The sequence below is a fragment of the Propionivibrio sp. genome (assembly GCF_016790145.1).
In the GTDB taxonomy this organism is placed as follows: Bacteria; Pseudomonadota; Gammaproteobacteria; order Burkholderiales; family Rhodocyclaceae; genus Propionivibrio.
Map to the genome: position 1 here is coordinate 1 of NZ_JAEUOI010000168.1, position 18,315 is coordinate 18,315.

An 18,315-nucleotide genomic window follows, 5' to 3' on the forward strand; every position below is an offset into this window, starting at 1 on the left:
CGCGCGCTTCCCTTGAGGGTGTGCAACAGACGCGTCAGCATGCGCACGGCTTCGGCATTGCCCGGTTCACTGCGCCAGGCGCGCAATTGGGTGGCGATACCCTGGTTCAGGTCGAGCGCTTCTTCGAGGAAGATGGGTAGCAGTTGCTGGTCAATTTCGTCTTGCAATTTCTGGGGTTCGGGAACAAAAGCCGCGCGCGGTGCGAATTCAGGTCTGGCCTCTTCTGGCGTCGGGCTTGCTTCAGCAATCGCCGGCTGTTCAGCCGCCACCGACTGTTCATGGGGTGCAATCACGTTGGCGGGATAAAGCGCATCAAGCGCCTCGATCAGTCCGAGGGGAACATCGGGTGCTTGTTGCCCGGCAAGGGCAGATAGCATCAGTTCAAGTTCGCCAATCGCCAGCCTGATTGTCCCAAGCGCTTCAAGGCTGCCGGGCTGCGCCGAGTTGTCACGGCGCAACAGGGCGTGTTCAAGCGCCAGCCCCAGTCGATTGATTGGCGTTATGCCGACAGTTGCAGAGATGCCGGCAAGCGTATGCGCTGCCCGATACATGTCGTGCGGGGTTGGCGAAATCTCGTCCGATTCAAGTACGGGTAATTCTTGTTGGAGTGTTGCCAGGTGGGTGCTGGCTTCCTCGGAAAAAATCGCAAAAAGTGCTGGCGAAATGGTAATTCGCTGATGTGTACCCGGCTCGTCCGGTACGCTCTCGTCTGTATGTTCATCTGCGCTCAGCGGTGCTTGATCAGCAACCAGCACTGGCATTTCGGCCAAGGGAGCTGCAAAGTCGACATTCGTAATCTCTGCTGATTTGACCGCTTCAAGATCGATGACGAGATCACCATCCTCTCTCTCGGCTTGAGCTGAAGAAATGCTGAGTGTAATGATTTCAGCACTGGGTACAGGTTCCAATAATTCTTGAGGCGCCTCCAGCGTCACATCGTTGGCGATCGAGGTCTCCGGCTCGGCGACAACATCGGGGCTTGCCGGCTCGGCTATGATAATCGCTGTTTCTTCTGAATCCTCTTCTTTGCCGTGCCTCAGATATTCGGCAAATGCAATAAGGTCGCCGGCATCGGGAGCACTGCCAGAATGGGTTTCCAGATACTTGACCCATGTTGAAAAAATTGAGTGCGCCTGCTCGAGCAGTTGGACAAGGGAAGGCCCGACTTGCAGTTCCTGCTGTAGCCACTGGTTTAGTGTTTGCTCAATAGACCATGCGACCTCGCCGACATCCTTGAGGCCAACCATGCGTCCACTCCCCTTGAGCGTATGGAAAGAGCGCCGAATGGTCGTAAGTACTGCAAAGTCATGCGGTTGATTCTTCAGAATCTTGAGGTTCTCATCGATGGTGCCTAGTACTTCGTTGGCTTCTTCCAGGAAAATACCAAGCAGTTCGGCGTCGACTTCTTCGGTGCTGGCCTGTGCCAGCTGAATGGTTTCTGCCGATGGCTGAATCAATTCCGGCAGTTGCGGCTTCAGCGTTGCCATCACCTGGTCAATCTGTGATGACGCATCTTCACCTGTTGCCAGCGCTGACAGCATGGCCTTGGTTTGTTCGCCGAGAGCCGTGTCGGCAACGAGTTCAGCGTCGTTTTTCAGAGCGACCAGATTGAGTTTGATTTCCTCACGCAGCCCTGTGTCGCCCTGCTGTTCCTTGAGCGCACCAAGCAGCGCATGGGTTTCAAGTTTTTGCCGATCAACTTCCTGCTCAAGCGTTATGCCGGGTTCTTCTCCTTCGTCTTCCTCAGCCTCTTCCGACCCCTTGACCTCTTGCGCCAGACCTGACTGCATCTGTCTTACGAAACTTTCGAAGTCGGTCGCGCCGTGCTGCAGCGAATCGATAAAAAAGCCGATCAGGGATAATTGATTGGCGACGCGTTCGAAATCAGTTTCCTGAGGCTCGTACTCGGGATCAGTAAAGCGCTTGATTTCTGCTGAACATTCGCGCACGGCCTCAACCGCGCTGTCGTGGCGCATCATGGTCAAGGCGCCAGCAACCTGGCGAAACGGCACCTCCAGACTAACGAGGTCTGCACGCCTGGCGACATCGCGGAAGAAGCCATCGAGCACCTGCTCGATCTGGGCAAAATTGCTTTGAATTTCTTTGGCCACCTGCCCGACCAGCAGCTTTTCCTGTGCTTGCCGCGACATCTCGTCGAGCAGCGGGATTTCCGATCCGGGTTGCGGAGGTGCTCCGGCAAGACAGCCATGTATTCGCGCTACCGTTACGTCGACCTGGTGTGCGAAGTCGCTACCCAGTCGCTGGAAGTTTTCCTGCGCATTCTGGGTCAGCAGGATCGCCGTTGCAATTTCCATCGCCAGCGCTTCAGAATGGCGGGTACTGTCATCCGATAGCCAATTGGCGGCCGCAGCAATCGCCTGCACCAGCCGACGGTAATCGGTGTGCCCAAGCTGTTCGACGACAGCAGTCAGCGCGTTGGCATGATCCTTGAACAAGGGCAGCGACTGCATGGAGCCAGTGCAGTACTTGTTCCAGGCTTCTTCAGTTGCCGTGATCACGTCACGCAACTTGCGGCGAACTGTTTCTTCCGGGGCTGGGGCGGCGGTTTCCGTGGTCGGGATGACCGCTTGCAACTGATAGGTTTTCTTGACCAGTCGTACCAGGCTGTTGTTGCTGTGCGCACTGGCAACCAAGTAAAGCGCATCACGCATCAAGCGCTCGGCGACGTTCTTTGAACCTTCCAGCAGTCGGCGGATCTGCATGTCGATGCGCGCACACATCTGCTTGGCATCTGTTTCCTGAGCCAAGGCACCCTCGGCCAATGCGGAAAGAAAACCAGCGGTAATCCACCAGAAAGCGCGTGCCGATGCAGCATCCTGAGTATCTTCGATGCGCTGCACAGCGCCCAGCATTTCGCTGATGCCCTTACGATCCTGCGGGTTGCGCAACCACGAAAGGAGTCCGCGCTGAAAACGGCCCCGTTCCTGGCGCAGGATTGACTGAAATTGAGTGCGTGAAATTTTTCTCGTCGGTGTTTCGCGACGCGGCGGGCGGGCAGTCAAATCAGGAAAGAAAAGATCCGTTGCCGAGACGTTCTGCAGCCCGCGTGCTCCCTGTACCTCGCGGTAGAGAGACAAGAGGCGTAGTGGCTGGTTTGGCTGGCCGTTGATCAAGTCATCAAGATAGTGGCCGATAGTTGCCAGCGCGAGTTGCGCAAGGGCGATCGACGATTCTTTCGGTGGTCGGGTCTGCTGCTCGATGGCCTCAAGCATTGCCTCAACCGCTTCGGCAAATTGCGTGACCCCGTCAAGGCCGACGATGGTCAACGCACCTTGAACCTGGTGCAAGTGCGTCCGACAGAATTTTATTTGCGTCAGGTCGCCAGCATCAGCGGCAACACTTTCTTTGTATTGCTGTAGCGCCTGGTCAGATCGCTCCAGCGCAAGATCGATCTCGCTCTTGACCCAGGTCAGCGGGCCGATATCGAATTCCGTTACGGCATTCATGGGGGCAGTGTCTCCAATCTCAGCGCAGGCCGATCAGCCCACCTTGAAGCCGGCAACCGAACTCTTCAATTCCGTTGCCAGACCTGCCAGTTCGCCGACCGCAGACGCAGTTTTTTGTGTGCCGGCTGTGGTCTGCTCGGTGACCCGCAGAATGTCCTGCATCTTGCCCGCCACGCCAGTCGCCGAGTCGGCCTGACGGCGCGTTGCGTCGGAAATGCTCTCGATCAATTCGGCCAGATTGTGCGAAACCTCCCCAATCTCGGCCAGTGCCTGGCCTGCGGCGTCGGAGAGTTTCGCCCCATCGACCACACCGCGCGTAGATTCTTCCATAGCTGAGACAGCGCTTTGTGTGTCGGTCTGAATGGTCTTCACAATCGCCGCGATCTGTTTTGTTGCTTCACCGGAACGTTCGGCGAGTCGCTGCACTTCTTCAGCAACCACGGTGAAACCGCGTCCCGCGTCGCCGGCTGAAGCGGCCTGAATGGCGGCGTTAAGGGCTAGCACGTTGGTTTGCTCGGTAATGTCTGAAATCAGTTCGACGATTTCACCGATCTCCTGCGATGATTCGCCAAGCCGCTTGATCCGCTTAGAGGTTTCCTGAATCTGTTCGCGAATTTCGTTCATGCCCTTGATTGAATCCTGCACCGCCTGCGTACCCTTTTCGGCAGCCGCCAAGGACTGACGCGCTACCTGGGCTGACTGGTCAGCTTCACCCGACACTTTGGTCATCGAACTGGCCATGGCCAGAACGGAATCACCGGCATCCTGAATTTCTACCGACTGCCGTTTCGTTGCGTCAAGCAATTCAGCCGAAGTTTGCTGAGCGATTCCGGTAGCAATGGTTACGCGACCCGCCGCATCGTTGATGCGGCCGACCAGCACGCGGAGTTCTTCAATGGTGTAGTTGATCGAGTCGGCAATAGCGCCGGTAATATCCTCGGAGACCGTTGCGGTGACCGTCAGATCGCCATCGGCCAGATCTCCCAGTTCGTTCATCAGGCGCAGAATGGCGTCCTGGTTCTGGCGGTTTATCGATTCGCTGGCTTGCCGGCTCAAGTCTGCCGTTTCAGCCTGGCGGCGAGTATCGTCGAGGTAAACCTTGGCCATCATGCCCAGTGCGGCAAGCGCAACGAGTATCAGGATGGCCAGGGTGATGCCGTAAGCCGCACGCTCGGCAATGCCTCGCTGATAGGCTTGTGCCAAAGTGTCCGTCGTGTCGAGCAGCTCTTCACTGCCGCGAAAGATTGTGGAGCCTGCGCGCTTGGCGACGACCAGTCTTTGCATGTTGCCAAGAATGCCATTGACGGCGCTCTGATATTCCTTGAAGCTGGTATCGAGTTCGCCAAGTTTGCGCCTTGTTTCTGCATCGTTTGTACCTGAGATGCGCAGTGTGTCGCTACCTTTGGTCAAGGCGTCCAGCAAGTCTCGGAAGGTATTGGTATCCTTGCCGAGCAGGAAGGCGATCTCCGGGCTGATTTCGTCGCCGACCAGCAATGAACTGGCGTTCTTTGCAATCCGTTGCGTCAACATCACCATCTGGTTGGCGGCGGCAATTTCACGAACACCCGCGCCGGTTTGCAGCTTGAGTGCTGCAACCTGCTCCGAAAGTTCAAGTAGTTGGGGGTTTTTATCACTGATGGCGCTTACATCCTTGTTCAACGCGACCAGGTTTTTTTCCATCTCGAGCATCTGAACCGCGTCTTTATCGGTCGTGCTCCAGGTTTTTGTCAGTGTCTGCAACTGCGGCTGCACGCCATCGGGCGAGGGCGGCACAACGGTGTTGGCCAGTTCCCCGCCACTGGTCAGACGTTCCAGGTTGGTGGCAAACTGGCTGTGCGAATCGCGCAATTGTTTGAATGCCCCAGGGTCACCCTGCAGGGCAAGACTGGAGGCCTTGGCCAGCCGTTGAGAGAGCATGCGCATTTCTCCGGCGGTGGCGATGTAGGCGCTGCCATAAGTCGATTCCCGGTTGTCATGATAGATAACTATGGCGATAATCACCATCATCAGGAGGAGTATGCCACCCAAGATTTGCAATTGCTTGGTGACGGTGTATTGACCAAGAAAACCTAGGCCGTATTCGCTTTTTGGTGCTGCTACCGGCTGGTCGTCATCCATGAGCGTGGCGGCAGAAACGGTATGATCTGCAGAGCCATTGCTGCCTGTCAAAAATTTTGGCAATTTCAAATTGAACGCCATAGTGCTTCTCCGGTTACCGTCTTGAAGGTACGGGTTGTCATTTGTGGAGCGGATACAAAACGGGCTTAAATACCAATATCCATAAACTTCTCATCCGCCAGGAGCAGGCGAACATTAAGCATTTTCCAGCGGTGGCCTTCGTTATCGCTATAGGCTTTGTCGGCCCAGATTGGAGCATCTTGATCAGGGGCCACGGGTGTCAAATCGTCCACGTTGCGCAGGCCGAGCATTCTCGTCACCAGCAGGGCGGAGTTATCGCCGTGACGGGTGCCGATCAGCAGCAATCGCGAACTGTTGTTTTGTGGTGTCGCCTCCTTGCCCTGAAAGGCGGAAAAGTCGGCGACCGAATAAAGATTTCCACGGATATTGGCAATTCCGACAAACCACGGTTTGGTTAGAGGCACGCCGGTCAGCGAAGTCAGCGGAACGATTTCTCCGGAATCGGTCAGGTTAAGCAGCCAGTAGTCGGTACCCGACTGGATACCCAGTAGCCCGGCGGCAGTCTGCTCGCTGGCACCGGCAAGCCGCTTGGCCAAGTGTGCCTGAAACTCCCGGAGACTGCCTTTTTTGGCCATACGTTCTCTTGGTATTTAAAGGGCTGCAATTTTTAATAGCAAATCTTCGCCATTAACCGGTTTGACCATATAGTCATGTGCACCCTGGCGCAAACCCCAGATTTTGTCCGTTTCCTGGCCCTTGGAAGTGCACACGATGACCGGGATGTGTTTGGTTGCTTCGTCGCGAGTCAGCGTTCGGGTTGCCTGATAACCATTAAGACCTGGCATCACGACATCCATCAGGACCAGATCAGGCAATTCGGACTTGGCCTTTTCGATACCCTCTTCACCGCTCTCGGCCGTGATCACCTGGTAACCGTGCTTGGTCAGCAGTTCAAACAGCGCATGACGTTCAGTAGGCGAATCGTCGACGACGAGGATTTTTTTTACAGGCATGTCAATAACTCCCTGGTTTGCCTTTAATTGTACGGATATTGTCTCAGGCCTTCGGCGGCGCAAATGTCGCGACGGCCTGGAGCAGACTGTCTTTGGTAAACGGTTTGGTCAAGTATTGGTCGGAACCGACCATTCGCCCTCGTGCCCGATCGAACAGTCCGTCCTTGGAGGAGAGCATGATCAGTGGTGTATTGCGAAAGCGCTGGTTTTTTTTGATCAGTGCGCAGGTCTGGTAACCATCAAGCCTGGGCATCATGATGTCGCAAAAGATCACTTCGGGCTGGTGGTCAGCAATTTTTGCCAGCGCGTCAAAACCATCCTCGGCAAGAACCACCTGGCATCCGGCCTGCACGAGAAAGATCTCCGCACTACGCCGGATGGTGTTGCTGTCGTCAATGATCATCACTTTGATGCCACTCAAATTCGCAGCGTCGGCCAATTTCTACCTCCACAGTGCCCTTCGGTTTGGAGTCTGGTACGGGGCTATGATCACATCGGAAAATAATGTTTAAACAGCACTATACATCAATGGCCTAGAATTCAACCATTTCGAAATCTTCCTTGCGTGCACCGCATTCGGGGCAAACCCAGTTGATCGGAACATCCTGCCAACGCGTACCGGCCGCAATACCGTCTTCGGGACAGCCTGCGGCCTCGTCATAAATATGGCCGCAGGTCAGACACATCCAGCATTTGTATTCCGCGTCAATGGTCGTGCTCATGTCGATTGTCGGATTTCGGTTAGAATTGCCGATTGAAAATGGTCTTGATTCTAGCCAAACACGCTTGCATCTGCCAAGTCTTTTTGCGTGGGTTCTCCCCAATGGATTTTCGCTCGACGCAACTATCGCCGCCCATTGTCCTCACCTTCGCTGCCAGTGATCCCTCGGGCGGTGCCGGTATTCAGGCTGACCTGATGACAATTTCATCAATGGGCTGCCATGCTCTGTCGGTGATAACGGCACTGACCGTACAGGACACGCTCGGCATCGACAGCCTGCTGGCCATTGATGCCGATTGGGTCGACGATCAGGCGCGTACGCTGCTTGAAGACATGCCGGTCGATGTCTTCAAGATCGGACTGCTCGGCAGTATCGAGAATATTGCGGTGATTGCCGCAATTCTTGCGGACTACCCGGATGTACCGTTGGTGTTCGATCCCGTGCTGGCTTCCGGTCGTGGTGACGAACTGGCCGATGCAGAGATGATTTCTGCTCTTCAGGAGATGCTGTTGCCGCAGACCACCATCCTGACCCCGAATTCACTTGAGGCGCGTCGGCTGAGCGGTGAGACGGATGAGGTGGACAACGATCTGCCGCTCAACGAATGCGCGCGCCGCCTGATTGCCTATGGTTGCGAGTATGTGCTGCTTACCGGCACCCATGAAAACACGCCGCAGGTGGTCAATGACCTCTATGCCAGCGACGGACTGGTGCGTAGCGATAACTGGCAGCGCCTGCCGGGCAGTTATCACGGTTCCGGCTGCACGCTGGCTTCGGCGCTGGCGGCCAGTCTGGCACACCGTCTATCGGTCAGCGAGGCAGTACGCGAAGCGCAGGAGTACACCTGGAAGACTTTGGCCGCAGGGTTTCGGCCAGGAATGGGACAATTCATTCCGGATCGTTTTTTCTGGGCGCGCCGGACGGAAGATGGCAGCGATGCCTGAACTCAACAAGCAATCCTTGCGCGGACTCTATGCCATCACTCCTGACGGTATCGATCCGGATGAACTGTTGACCCGCGTGCATGCGGCGCTCCGTGGCGGCGTCAGGATGCTCCAGTATCGCGACAAGACGCGCGATGCCGCGCAGCAAGCCGGAATTGCCCGCACCCTGTGCGCGCTTTGTCGGCGCTACGACGCCTGCTTCATGGTCAATGACGATCTCGCACTGGCGCTCGGCGTCGATGCCGACGGCGTGCATCTGGGCGCGGACGACGGCGATCTGGCGACTGCCAGGCAAGCGCTTGGCCCGCGCAAGCTGCTCGGGGTGTCGTGCTACGCTGACTTCGCTCTGGCAGGTGCCGCCGTTGCCGCTGGCGCAGATTATGTCGCCTTCGGTGCGGTCTATCCGTCGCCGACCAAGCCGCAGGCGCTACGGGCGCCGCTGTCGCTGTTCGGGCGTTGCCGGGACGAACTGGGAGTTCCGTCTTGCGCCATCGGCGGTATTACACTGGAGACCGCACCTGCGCTTGTTGCCGCCGGTGCCGACCTGCTCGCCGTCATCACCGATTTGTTTGCAGCGTCCAACATCGAGTCGCGCGCCAGAAGCTTTCAGAATCTTTTCACAGGAGAACCGGCTTGAGTACGCACAATCAGCAGTTGTTCGAACGCGCACAGCGGCACATTCCCGGCGGTGTCAATTCCCCGGTGCGTGCGTTCCGTTCAGTTGGCGGCACCCCGTGCTTTTTCACCCGAGGCAATGGTTCGCACGTGACCGACGCCGACGCCAAGTCCTACCTCGACTACGTGGGCTCATGGGGGCCGCTGATCCTCGGACACGCCCATCCGCAGGTCGTTGCTGCCGTTCAGGAGGCAGCGGCTCAGGGACTGACCTTCGGCGCGCCGACCGAACGCGAAGTCGACATGGCCGACCTGCTTTGTGCGCTGCTGCCGTCGCTCGACATGGTGCGTCTGGTCAGCTCGGGTACCGAGGCGACGATGAGCGCCATCCGTCTGGCGCGCGGCTACACCGGCCGTGACCTGCTGATCAAGTTCGAGGGCTGTTATCACGGGCACAGCGACAGCCTGCTGGTGAAAGCCGGCTCGGGCATGCTGACCTTCGGCAACCCGAGTTCGGCCGGCGTTCCGGCCGATCTGGCAAAGCACACGCTGGTACTCGATTACAACGATGTCGCCCAACTCGAAAATGCCTTTGCCGAACATGGTGCAAGAATTGCGGCGGTCATTGTCGAGCCGGTGGTCGGCAATATGAATCTGGTGCTGCCGCAGCAGGCGTTCCTTGAGGCCCTGCGCACGCTATGCACCCAGCATTGTGCCGTACTCATTTTCGACGAAGTGATGACCGGCTTCCGCGTCGATCTGAAAAGCGCACAGGGGCACTACGGCATCACACCGGATCTGACCACGCTCGGCAAGGTGATCGGCGGCGGCATGCCGCTTGGCGCTTTCGGCGGCAAACGCGAGATCATGGAACAGATCGCGCCGCTCGGCCCGGTCTATCAGGCCGGAACGCTGTCGGGCAATCCGGTGGCGGTCGCGGCGGGCCTGGCGACCTTGAAGCTGGTACAGGCGCCGGGCTTTTACGAGACGCTGACCTTGCGCACCCGGCAATTGTGCGAGGGGCTGGTTGCAGCAGCGAAGCAACACGGCGTGGCTTTCTCAGCACAATCGGTGGGTGGCATGTTCGGCCTTTACTTCCGCTCGCATTGCCCGCAGAACTACGCTGAAATCATGGAGTGCGACAAGGCCGCGTTCAACCGTTTTTTCCACGCCATGCTGGCCGCCGGACACTACTTTGCCCCGTCGGCCTTCGAGGCCGGCTTCGTTTCCGCAGCACACAGCAATGCGGATATCGCCGAAACGGTCTCTGCGGCAGAGTCGATTTTCAAGGTTTGGTAAACAAGGCCGGTGACGGCGTCGTCGACCTAACGACGCTCCCCCGGCTTTGCTCCGGATTTTACTTTTCCTGCCGATCCGGCTTTTACGCTGGAAGAAACCATCCCCGCCTCCAGCACGTCGGCTTCCGGACGTTTCAGGAGGGTTTTCAGCAGCGGCGGTTCGAAGTGGCGCTGCACCGTTATGGCGTAAAAGTTTTCATGAAGCTGCGGTACAACACAGTATTCCTCAAGTTGCCCGTTGCGCAGCTCATCCTGTACCACCACCCTTGGCAGCAGTGCGACACTGTCCGAGTCCCTGGCCAGCAACCGCAACATGGCCATGTCATCGACTTCGGCTTGCACCTGGTAGCGCAGCCCGAGTTGATCGCACAAGAGATCAAAACCGGTGCGAATATCGCTGGCGCGGCTAGGCAGTAGCAAGGGCACCTCAGCAAGCTCCTGCGGGAAGCGGAAGGCTTTCCCGCGCGAGCGTTTTTTCCCCACCAGACTCACCGGCTGGCGTGCGATTCGATGGCAGCGCCAAGGATGATCGGAATCGCTGTGAACACGCTGGTTGGAAAGCACCAGATCGAGCTTGTGTATGGAAAGACTGGCCAGCAACTCATCGAGGCTGCCCGACTGCAGCACTAACGCGACGTCGGCTCGCGAGAGCAACGGCTTGATGAAATTTTCCTGGAAGTTGCGCGACAGCGTGGCCACACCGCCAATGCGCAAAACCTGTCGTTCGCGGCGCGTGCCGTCGCGCAGCAGCGAGGTGAGTTCATTGCCCGTCGCAAAAATTGTTTCGGCATAGGTCAGCGCCACCCGGCCGGCTTCGGTCAACTGCAGAGCGCGGCCCTCGCGCGCGAACAGGGCCTGGCCGAGCTGATCCTCCAACTGCTTGATCTGTGTCGACAGGGCGGACTGCGACACATGCAACTGCGCTGCGGCGCGCGTCAGATTGCCTTCCCTGGCGACGGCCCAGAAATAGCGTAGATGGTGATAGTTCAGGCGGGACATGGGCAATGCAGATAATTCATTCGTTTTTATAAAACGTAGCGTAGCGATCTATGAGTATTACAGAATCAATCAGCTTGTGCAAAGTTGCGTCCATCGACGCACGCTTGTCGCGCCGTGCGCCCTGATCATTCTTATTTGTAGAACAATAAGCATCAATTATTGTATTTTACAAAAGTTTGTTGATTTGCCACAGTACAGCATCCGACGAACTCAACGAGGCCTCCCCGATGGAAACAATGCTCGCCGAATTGCCGACCCTGCGCGTTGCCCTGCTGTGCGCGGTGCCGCTTCTTTTTGTTTTCGCCGCCGTGCCGGCCTTGACGACGAGTGCATCGGATTCTCGGGATTCTCCCGATTCCCCGTGGCGCTGGTCGCGCGTCGGCGCCGTGCTGGCGCTCTCTGCCTCGCTCGCCTCGCTCGCCTGGCTGATTGCCGGCGGCCCCGGAGTCTGGCGCGGGCCGGTTCTCGCAGGCACCGACGCGGGTGTCCATTTCAGCCTGCGCAGCGATGTCTTGGCCAACGTCATGCTGGTGCTGGTGTGCTTCATCGGCTGGGTCATCGTCGGCTATTCGCACTCGTATCTCGGCGGTCAGCGCGGCCAGCCGCGCTACATCCGCAGTCTGATGCTGACGCTCGCCGCAGTGACCGTGCTGGTGCTGTCGAACAACCTGCTGCTGCTGGTGCTCGCCTGGATCGGCACCAGCCTGGCGCTGCATGCCCTGCTGACGTTCTTCGATCAGCGGCCGCAAGCACTCATCGCCGCACACAAGAAGTTCCTCGCCAGCCGGGTGGCCGACGTGTGCATGCTGAGCGCCATCGCCATCGTCTGGTCGCAGCTCGGCACGTTCGAGATCGACCAGGCGATCGCTGCCGCGCGGGCGCTCCCCGAGTACTCCGGCACGCTGCAGGCGGCTGCGGTACTGTTTGTGATCGGCGCGCTGTTCAAGTGCGCGCAACTGCCGGTGCACGGCTGGCTGATCCAGGTGATGGAGGCGCCGACGCCGGTTTCGGCACTGCTGCATGCGGGTGTCGTCAACCTCGGCGGTTTCGTGCTGATCCGCCTCGGTACCCTGGTCGCCGACGTGCCGCACGCGCAGGCATTGCTGGTCGTTGTCGGCGGCATCACCGCCGTCGTCGCGGCAGCAACGATGATGACCCGCATCAGCATCAAGGTGGCGCTGGCCTGGTCCACCTGCGCGCAGATGGGCTTCATGCTCATGCAATGCGGCCTCGGCCTCTACGATCTAGCGCTGCTGCATATCGTCGCCCACTCGTTGTACAAGGCGCATGCGTTCCTGACCGCCGGTACGGCCGTGGAGCAGAACCGGCTGCAACAGATGACCACGCCCCTGCCAACGCTGAGCGGCTTCGCCTGGTTCACCAGCGCCATCGTCGGTGTCGGCATCGTCGCCGCGGCAGCGCTCGCCTGGGGCATCCATCCGGCCGAAGCGCCTGCGCTGTGGGCGGTGAGCGCAGTCCTCGCGCTGGCTCTGGTGCCGCTGCTCACCGGGCCGCTGCTTCGTGCTGGCGGCGTATGGGTCCTCGCAGGTGTCGCCGGGGCTTTCGCCGTCGCACTCGCTTACTTTGGTCTGCACCTGCTGTTCAGGCACTGGCTGGGTGCGCCCGCCCCAGCAAACATGGGCCTGGTGGCCTGGGTGATCGGCTGCTTCGCGCTGCTGTTCATCGTCCAGGGTGCGGTACGCGCCCGGCCCCACGGCGCGCTGTCCCGCAAGCTTTACCCGTGGCTGTTCGCCGGCCTGTACCTGGATGAAGTCTTCACCCGCCTGACCTTCCGCGTGTGGCCGGCTCGTCTGCCGCCCAAGCCGGTCACAGCGCAACCCATCCTTCACGAACAAGTACGCACATCTGGAGCACTCTGATGAACGCTGTGACCGAAATTTCGACCCGGGCGACACCCTCCGCCCTCAGACCCGCGATTGACGCCGCGTGCGGGCGAATCGCCCCGACCTGGCCGCTCGATCGCTTCATCGCGGTCAACCCCTACTGGGGTCACCTGGAGCGGCCGATCGCGGTCGCCGCGGCCAAGCTCGCCGCGCTGGCGGGGAGCCCGATGCTGATGCCGAGAAGCTGGTACCGCGAACACTGGCAGGCCGGCCGTGTCACCAAGGCGCACCTCAGGGAGGCCATCGAGGCGAGCGGAGCCAACTGCACGGTGGAGGAACTGGTGGCGAGCCTGAGCGCGACCCCGACCTTTCCGGGACGCCTGCCGCTGGCGACCGATCTGGTGGACGCCCGCCGCGACACCCGCCACCACATGGCCTGGCGCGACTACGTCACGCATCACGTAAGCCAGGGCACGGCTGCGTACTTCGACCAGGGGCAGGCCACCTGGGGGCCGGACCACAGCGGCGGTCTCTACGCGAGCTGGCGCCGGCAGTCGGAGCACGACTTCGGCCCGGCGATGCTGATGGGTTACCACGGCTTCAGCCAGCGGCTGCGTAAACTGCCCTCCGACCCGATGACGCTGATCGACGCCGCCGTGTCCGTGCTGTGCATCCCGGAGGAGGGGCGCGAGGCTTACTTCACCGCGCTGCTGATGAGCATCAACGGCTGGTCGTCCTGGTGTGCCTACCAGCGCTGGCAGGCGCGGCTCGCCCAGCGCGATGACGATCACATCGTGCATCTGCTCGCCATTCGCCTGGCCTGGGAGTTGCTGCTGCATGAGGGTTACCCCGAGGCCGGGGTGGCCGCAGGTCTGGCTTTCGCCTGGCGCGGAGCAGAAGGAGTGGTCTCCCACGTACAGGCCGCGCAGAGCCGCGACTGGCTGTGGCAGGTAGCGCTCGAGCGTGCCTACCAGGGGCCGGTAGCGAAGGCACTGATGGCGGGAGCCGCGCAGCCCGATACCGTGGAGACTGCGCCGGCCGTGCAGGCGGTGTTCTGTATCGACGTGCGCTCCGAGGTTTACCGTCGCGCGCTGGAGGCGAGCAGCGCCAACAAGGTCCAGACCATGGGTTTTGCCGGCTTCTTCGCGCTGTTCATCGAGTACCGGCCTCTCGGCAGCCAGATGGTCCGGCCGCAGTTGCCCGGCCTGCTCCATCCGGGGCTGTGCGTCACCGACGAAGGCGATTCGCCTGCCCACACTGAAGCGCTGGCCAGGCACCGCAGGAAATACCTGCTGATGCGCCAGCAGTGGCAGACATTCCGCGGCGGCGCCGGGTCCACGTTCTCCTTCGTGGAAGCCTGCGGGCTGTTCTATGCCGGCAAGCTGCTCAAGAATCGCCTCGGCGGTGAAAGGAAGCCCGTGCCCGTGGAACAGAGCGGTCTACCCGAGGCCGAGCGCAAGTTACTGCGCCCGCGTTTCCCCACCCGCGGCGGGCCGGACCTGGAAGCGCGCGTCAACATGGCGGTCACGGCGCTGGGCGCGATGGGTCTTTCCACTGGCTATGCGCGCGTGATCCTGCTCGCCGGGCACGGCAGCACGAGCGCCAACAACCCGCATGCTGCGGGACTCGATTGCGGCGCCTGTGGCGGGCAGACCGGCGAGGTGAATTCGCGCTCGCTCGCCGCCCTGCTGAACGACCCGGCGGTGCGCAAGGGCTTGCAGCAGCGCGGGCTGGACGTGCCCGAGAGCACGATCTTCGTCGGCGGCCTGCACAACACCACCACCGACGAGATGCTGCTCTACGACACCGATCTCCTGCCCGCCAGCCATACCAAAGACCTGGACGAGCTGCGCCGCTGGCTCGGCGAAGCAGGCCAGCGCGCGCGCACCGAACGCGCCGCATTGCTGGGTCTTGCGAGCCAGATCGACTCACCCGCCGCTCTCCATGAGTCCATCAAGTCGCGCACCAGCGACTGGGCTCAGGTGCGGCCCGAATGGGGTCTCGCCGGCTGTGCCGCCTTCGTCGTCGCACCGCGCAGCCGCAGCCAGCACATCAACCTCGGCGGTCGCAGCTTCCTGCACGACTACCGCTGGCAGCGCGACCCCGGCTTCAAGGTGCTGGAGTTGATCATGACTGCGCCGATGGTCGTCACCAACTGGATCAACATGCAGTACTACGCCTCAACGGTGGACAACCCGCTCTATGGCAGCGGCGACAAAGTGCTGCACAACGTGGTCGGTGGTGACATTGGCGTATTCGAGGGCAACGGCGGTGACCTGCGCATCGGCCTGCCGATGCAATCGATCCACGACGGCGAGCGCTTCGTGCACACGCCGCTGCGCCTGTCGGTGTTCATCGAGGCCCCGCGCCACGAGATCGACAAGATCATCGGCAAGCATGCCCTCGTCAGACAGCTCGTTGACAACGAGTGGCTGCACCTGTTCCACATCGAGCCGGCCGGGACGACGGTCTCGCGCTATCGCCCCGGCGGGGCATGGCAGGAAGTCAAGTCAGCACCATGATCAGCCGTCTTCCCGATTTCATAGCCGACTCGGTCTTGTCCGACAGGCAGCCAGCCGCCGCTATCGTCGGCGGCACGGGTTACCGCTTGCCGATGCAAGCGGACCAGGCTGAGAGCATCATGGACGCTTATTCCGGCCGCCCGGTCGCGCTGCTCACCCAGCACGGCAAGGAGCAAGTCCTGGCGCAGCCGCTGGAACGAGCACTCGGCTGCCGGGTGCAGTTGGTTACCGGCTACGACACCGATCAGTTGGGAAGCTTCACTCGCGAGATCCCGCGCGCCGGCACGCAGCTTGGTGCAGCGCGGAAAAAGGCGCGCATCGGCATGGAGCGGTCTGGGCTGTCACTGGGACTGGCCAGTGAAGGCAGCTACGGGCCGGATCCGTTTTCCGGACTTTTCCCCTGGAACACGGAGATTTTGGTCTGGTTCGACGACGAGCGCGAACTGGAAGTCATTGGCGTCGCGCAGGGCAAGGCGAATTTTGCCCACCTGCTGGCGCCGGAGTGGGCGGCGGTCGAGGCCTTCGCCAAACAGGTGCGCTTTCCCGAACAGCATCTGGTGCTGCGCCCGGACGGCGAACAGGATTTGCGCATTTGCAAGGGAATCGGCCGCTGGGAGGACCTGCACACCGCTTTTTTCTGTGCGCTGGCCGACTCGGCCAATGGTCTCGTCTTTGTCGAGACAGACGGGCGCGCCCATGCCAATCCGGCACGCATGGAAATCATTCGTCGCGCTGGCGAGGATCTGGCCAGGAAACTGTGCAGTTGCTGTCCGGTTTGCGCAACTCCGGGATTCTGGATCGTCGAGCGCGTCGTCGGGTTGCCGTGTCAAGCGTGCGGTGCGCCGACCGGCGAGGTTCTTTGCGAAGTTCATGGCTGTCTCAAATGCGCTTACCGTATCGACCACCTGCGCCATGGCCCGCCTTATGCCGACCCGGGCCGCTGCGCGTACTGCAATCCATGACTCGCAAAAGCAGGCTATCATCGAGAGTCCGTCCCCGATTGACGCCACGCACGTTGAACATTCGGGGCAGGACTATTCGACAACGCCACCTCATCGGGAGCTAGCTCATGGCCGACAACCACCGCAGTCGAACGATTACCGCCGGACTCGCCCGCACACCCAACCGCGCCATGTTGCGCGCAGTCGGTTTTGCCGACGCCGACTTCGACAAGCCGATTGTCGGCATTGCCAACGGCTATTCGACCATCACCCCCTGCAACAGCGGCCTCGACGTACTGGCGCGACGCGCCGAAACGGCATTGAAGGTGGCCGGCGCCATGCCCCAGGTTTTCGGCACGATAACCATCTCGGACGGCATCTCGATGGGAACCGAAGGAATGAAATGCTCGCTCGTCTCGCGCGAAGTCATCGCCGATTCGATCGAGACCGTTTGTCTCGGCCAGAGCCTTGACGGCGTTCTGGCGCTGGGCGGTTGCGACAAGAACATGCCGGGCGCGATGATCGCCATCGCACGATTGAATATCCCTGCCATTTTCGTTTATGGCGGCACCATTAAACCGGGACACTGGAAGGGGCAGGATCTGACCATCGTCTCGGCCTTTGAGGCGGTCGGCCAGCATGCGGCCGGCACGCTGTCGGCGGAAGACCTGCTCGGTATCGAACGCCATGCCTGCCCCGGCAGTGGTTCCTGCGGCGGCATGTATACCGCCAACACCATGTCCTCGGCCTTCGAAGCGCTCGGCATGAGCTTGCAGGCCTCGTCAACAATGGCCGCCGAGGACAGTGAAACGGCCGATTCCAGCGCCGCATCGGCGCAGGCGCTGATGTCGGCGATTCGCGCCGGACGGCGCCCGCGCGACATCATCACGCGCGCCAGCATCGAGAACGCCGTTGCTGTGATCATGGCGGTCGGAGGGTCCACCAACGCGGTGTTGCACTTCCTGGCGATCGCCGATGCCGCCGGCGTCAAGTGGGAGCTCGACGATTTCGAGCGGGTGCGCCGCAAGGTGCCGGTCATCTGCGACCTTAAACCCTCGGGGCACTATGTCGCTACCGATCTGCACCGGGCCGGCGGTATTCCGCAGGTGATGAAAATGCTGCTCGAAAACAAACTGCTCGACGGCAACTGCATGACGATCAGCGGGCAAACCATCGCCGAGACCCTGGCGCATATCCCCGCCGCCCCACGGCCCGGTCAGGAGGTGATCCGGACGTTCGCCGCGCCGCTCTACGCCCAGGGCCATCTCGCGATCCTGCGTGGCAATCTCGCGAGCGAAGGCTGTGTAGCCAAGATCACGGGGCTGGCCAATCCGGTCATTACCGGCCCGGCGAGAGTCTTCGATTCCGAGGAGGAGGCGCTTGCGGCAATCCTGGCCGACCGCATCCGTGCCGGCGATGTACTTGTCATCCGCTACGAAGGGCCTAAAGGCGGCCCCGGGATGCGCGAGATGCTGGCGCCGACAGCGGCGATTATCGGCAAGGGTCTTGGCAAATCGGTCGGCCTGATCACCGACGGACGCTTCTCCGGCGGCACCTGGGGCATGGTCGTTGGGCATGTCGCGCCCGAGGCTGCAGTCGGCGGAACGATTGCGCTGGTCGAGGAGGGCGATGCGATCACCATCGACGCGCATCGTCTGTTGATCCAGCTCGAAGTTGCTGAACCTGAAATCGCCCGCCGGCGCGCAGCCTGGTCGCCCCCGTTGCCGCGCTATACGCGTGGCGTGTTGGCCAAATACGCCAGACAGGTGGGCAGCGCCAGTCTTGGAGCGATTACCGATGCCCCTTGAGAG

At 60.5% G+C, this 18,315-nt stretch carries 14 protein-coding genes; 7 read left to right on the plus strand and 7 right to left on the minus strand.

Annotated features, from left to right (window positions below; genetic code table 11):
* The 6 genes from JNM42_RS13750 to JNM42_RS13775 all read right to left on the minus strand — a co-directional run.
* On the minus strand, window positions 1–3,467 hold a 3,467-nt coding region (locus JNM42_RS13750), incomplete at its 3' end, for an Hpt domain-containing protein (protein WP_294271055.1).
* Between the two features lie 33 nt (window positions 3,468–3,500).
* Window positions 3,501–5,585: a methyl-accepting chemotaxis protein gene (locus tag JNM42_RS13755; protein ID WP_294271061.1), complete on the minus strand. Its 2,085-nt coding sequence runs from the start codon at window positions 5,583–5,585 to the stop codon at window positions 3,501–3,503.
* Window positions 5,586–5,731: 146 nt separating this feature from the next.
* A complete protein-coding gene (locus JNM42_RS13760) occupies window positions 5,732–6,241 on the minus strand; it encodes a chemotaxis protein CheW (RefSeq protein WP_294271064.1) in 510 nt (169 codons plus the stop codon).
* A 15-nt stretch (window positions 6,242–6,256) separates the two neighbouring features.
* Window positions 6,257–6,619, minus strand: a complete 363-nt coding sequence (locus JNM42_RS13765) for a response regulator (protein WP_294271067.1) — start codon at window positions 6,617–6,619, stop codon at window positions 6,257–6,259.
* A 43-nt stretch (window positions 6,620–6,662) separates the two neighbouring features.
* Complete coding sequence (locus JNM42_RS13770; RefSeq protein ID WP_294271164.1) at window positions 6,663–7,022, minus strand: response regulator; 360 nt, start codon at window positions 7,020–7,022, stop codon at window positions 6,663–6,665.
* 130 nt (window positions 7,023–7,152) lie between these two features.
* Window positions 7,153–7,305, minus strand: coding sequence for a rubredoxin (locus JNM42_RS13775; protein ID WP_294271168.1), 153 nt, complete (start codon window positions 7,303–7,305; stop codon window positions 7,153–7,155).
* A 137-nt stretch (window positions 7,306–7,442) separates the two neighbouring features.
* Between JNM42_RS13775 and JNM42_RS13780 the strand changes: the two genes are divergently transcribed.
* Genes JNM42_RS13780 through hemL form a run of 3 tightly spaced genes read left to right on the plus strand, consistent with a single transcriptional unit; the run spans window position 7,443 to window position 10,199 of the window.
* Window positions 7,443–8,285 carry a hydroxymethylpyrimidine/phosphomethylpyrimidine kinase gene (locus JNM42_RS13780; protein WP_294271070.1) on the plus strand — a complete coding sequence of 281 codons (843 nt, stop codon included), beginning with the start codon at window positions 7,443–7,445 and terminating at the stop codon, window positions 8,283–8,285.
* Window positions 8,278–8,922 carry a thiamine phosphate synthase gene (gene thiE, locus JNM42_RS13785; RefSeq protein ID WP_294271072.1) on the plus strand — a complete coding sequence of 215 codons (645 nt, stop codon included), beginning with the start codon at window positions 8,278–8,280 and terminating at the stop codon, window positions 8,920–8,922. Before JNM42_RS13780 ends, thiE begins: the two co-directional genes overlap by 8 nt.
* On the plus strand, window positions 8,919–10,199 hold the full coding sequence (hemL, locus tag JNM42_RS13790) for a glutamate-1-semialdehyde 2,1-aminomutase (RefSeq protein ID WP_294271074.1): 1,281 nt from the start codon (window positions 8,919–8,921) through the stop codon (window positions 10,197–10,199). Before thiE ends, hemL begins: the two co-directional genes overlap by 4 nt.
* Window positions 10,200–10,225: 26 nt before the next feature.
* Here the strand turns inward: hemL and JNM42_RS13795 are convergent, their stop codons facing one another.
* Complete coding sequence (locus JNM42_RS13795) at window positions 10,226–11,197, minus strand: LysR family transcriptional regulator (protein ID WP_294271078.1); 972 nt, start codon at window positions 11,195–11,197, stop codon at window positions 10,226–10,228.
* A gap of 227 nt (window positions 11,198–11,424) precedes the next feature.
* Between JNM42_RS13795 and JNM42_RS13800 the strand changes: the two genes are divergently transcribed.
* From JNM42_RS13800 to ilvD, 4 genes are all read left to right on the plus strand, one after another.
* A complete protein-coding gene (locus tag JNM42_RS13800; protein ID WP_294271081.1) occupies window positions 11,425–13,077 on the plus strand; it encodes an NADH-quinone oxidoreductase subunit L in 1,653 nt (550 codons plus the stop codon).
* Window positions 13,077–15,563 (plus strand): DUF2309 domain-containing protein, encoded by a 2,487-nt coding sequence (locus JNM42_RS13805; protein ID WP_294271084.1) that lies wholly within the window; start codon window positions 13,077–13,079, stop codon window positions 15,561–15,563. The genes JNM42_RS13800 and JNM42_RS13805 overlap by 1 nt, the downstream gene beginning before the upstream one ends.
* Window positions 15,560–16,525, plus strand: a complete 966-nt coding sequence (locus JNM42_RS13810) for a DUF6671 family protein (RefSeq protein ID WP_294271087.1) — start codon at window positions 15,560–15,562, stop codon at window positions 16,523–16,525. Before JNM42_RS13805 ends, JNM42_RS13810 begins: the two co-directional genes overlap by 4 nt.
* Before the next feature lie 107 nt (window positions 16,526–16,632).
* Window positions 16,633–18,312 (plus strand): dihydroxy-acid dehydratase, encoded by a 1,680-nt coding sequence (ilvD, locus tag JNM42_RS13815; protein ID WP_294271090.1) that lies wholly within the window; start codon window positions 16,633–16,635, stop codon window positions 18,310–18,312.
* Window positions 18,313–18,315: the final 3 nt, after the last annotated feature.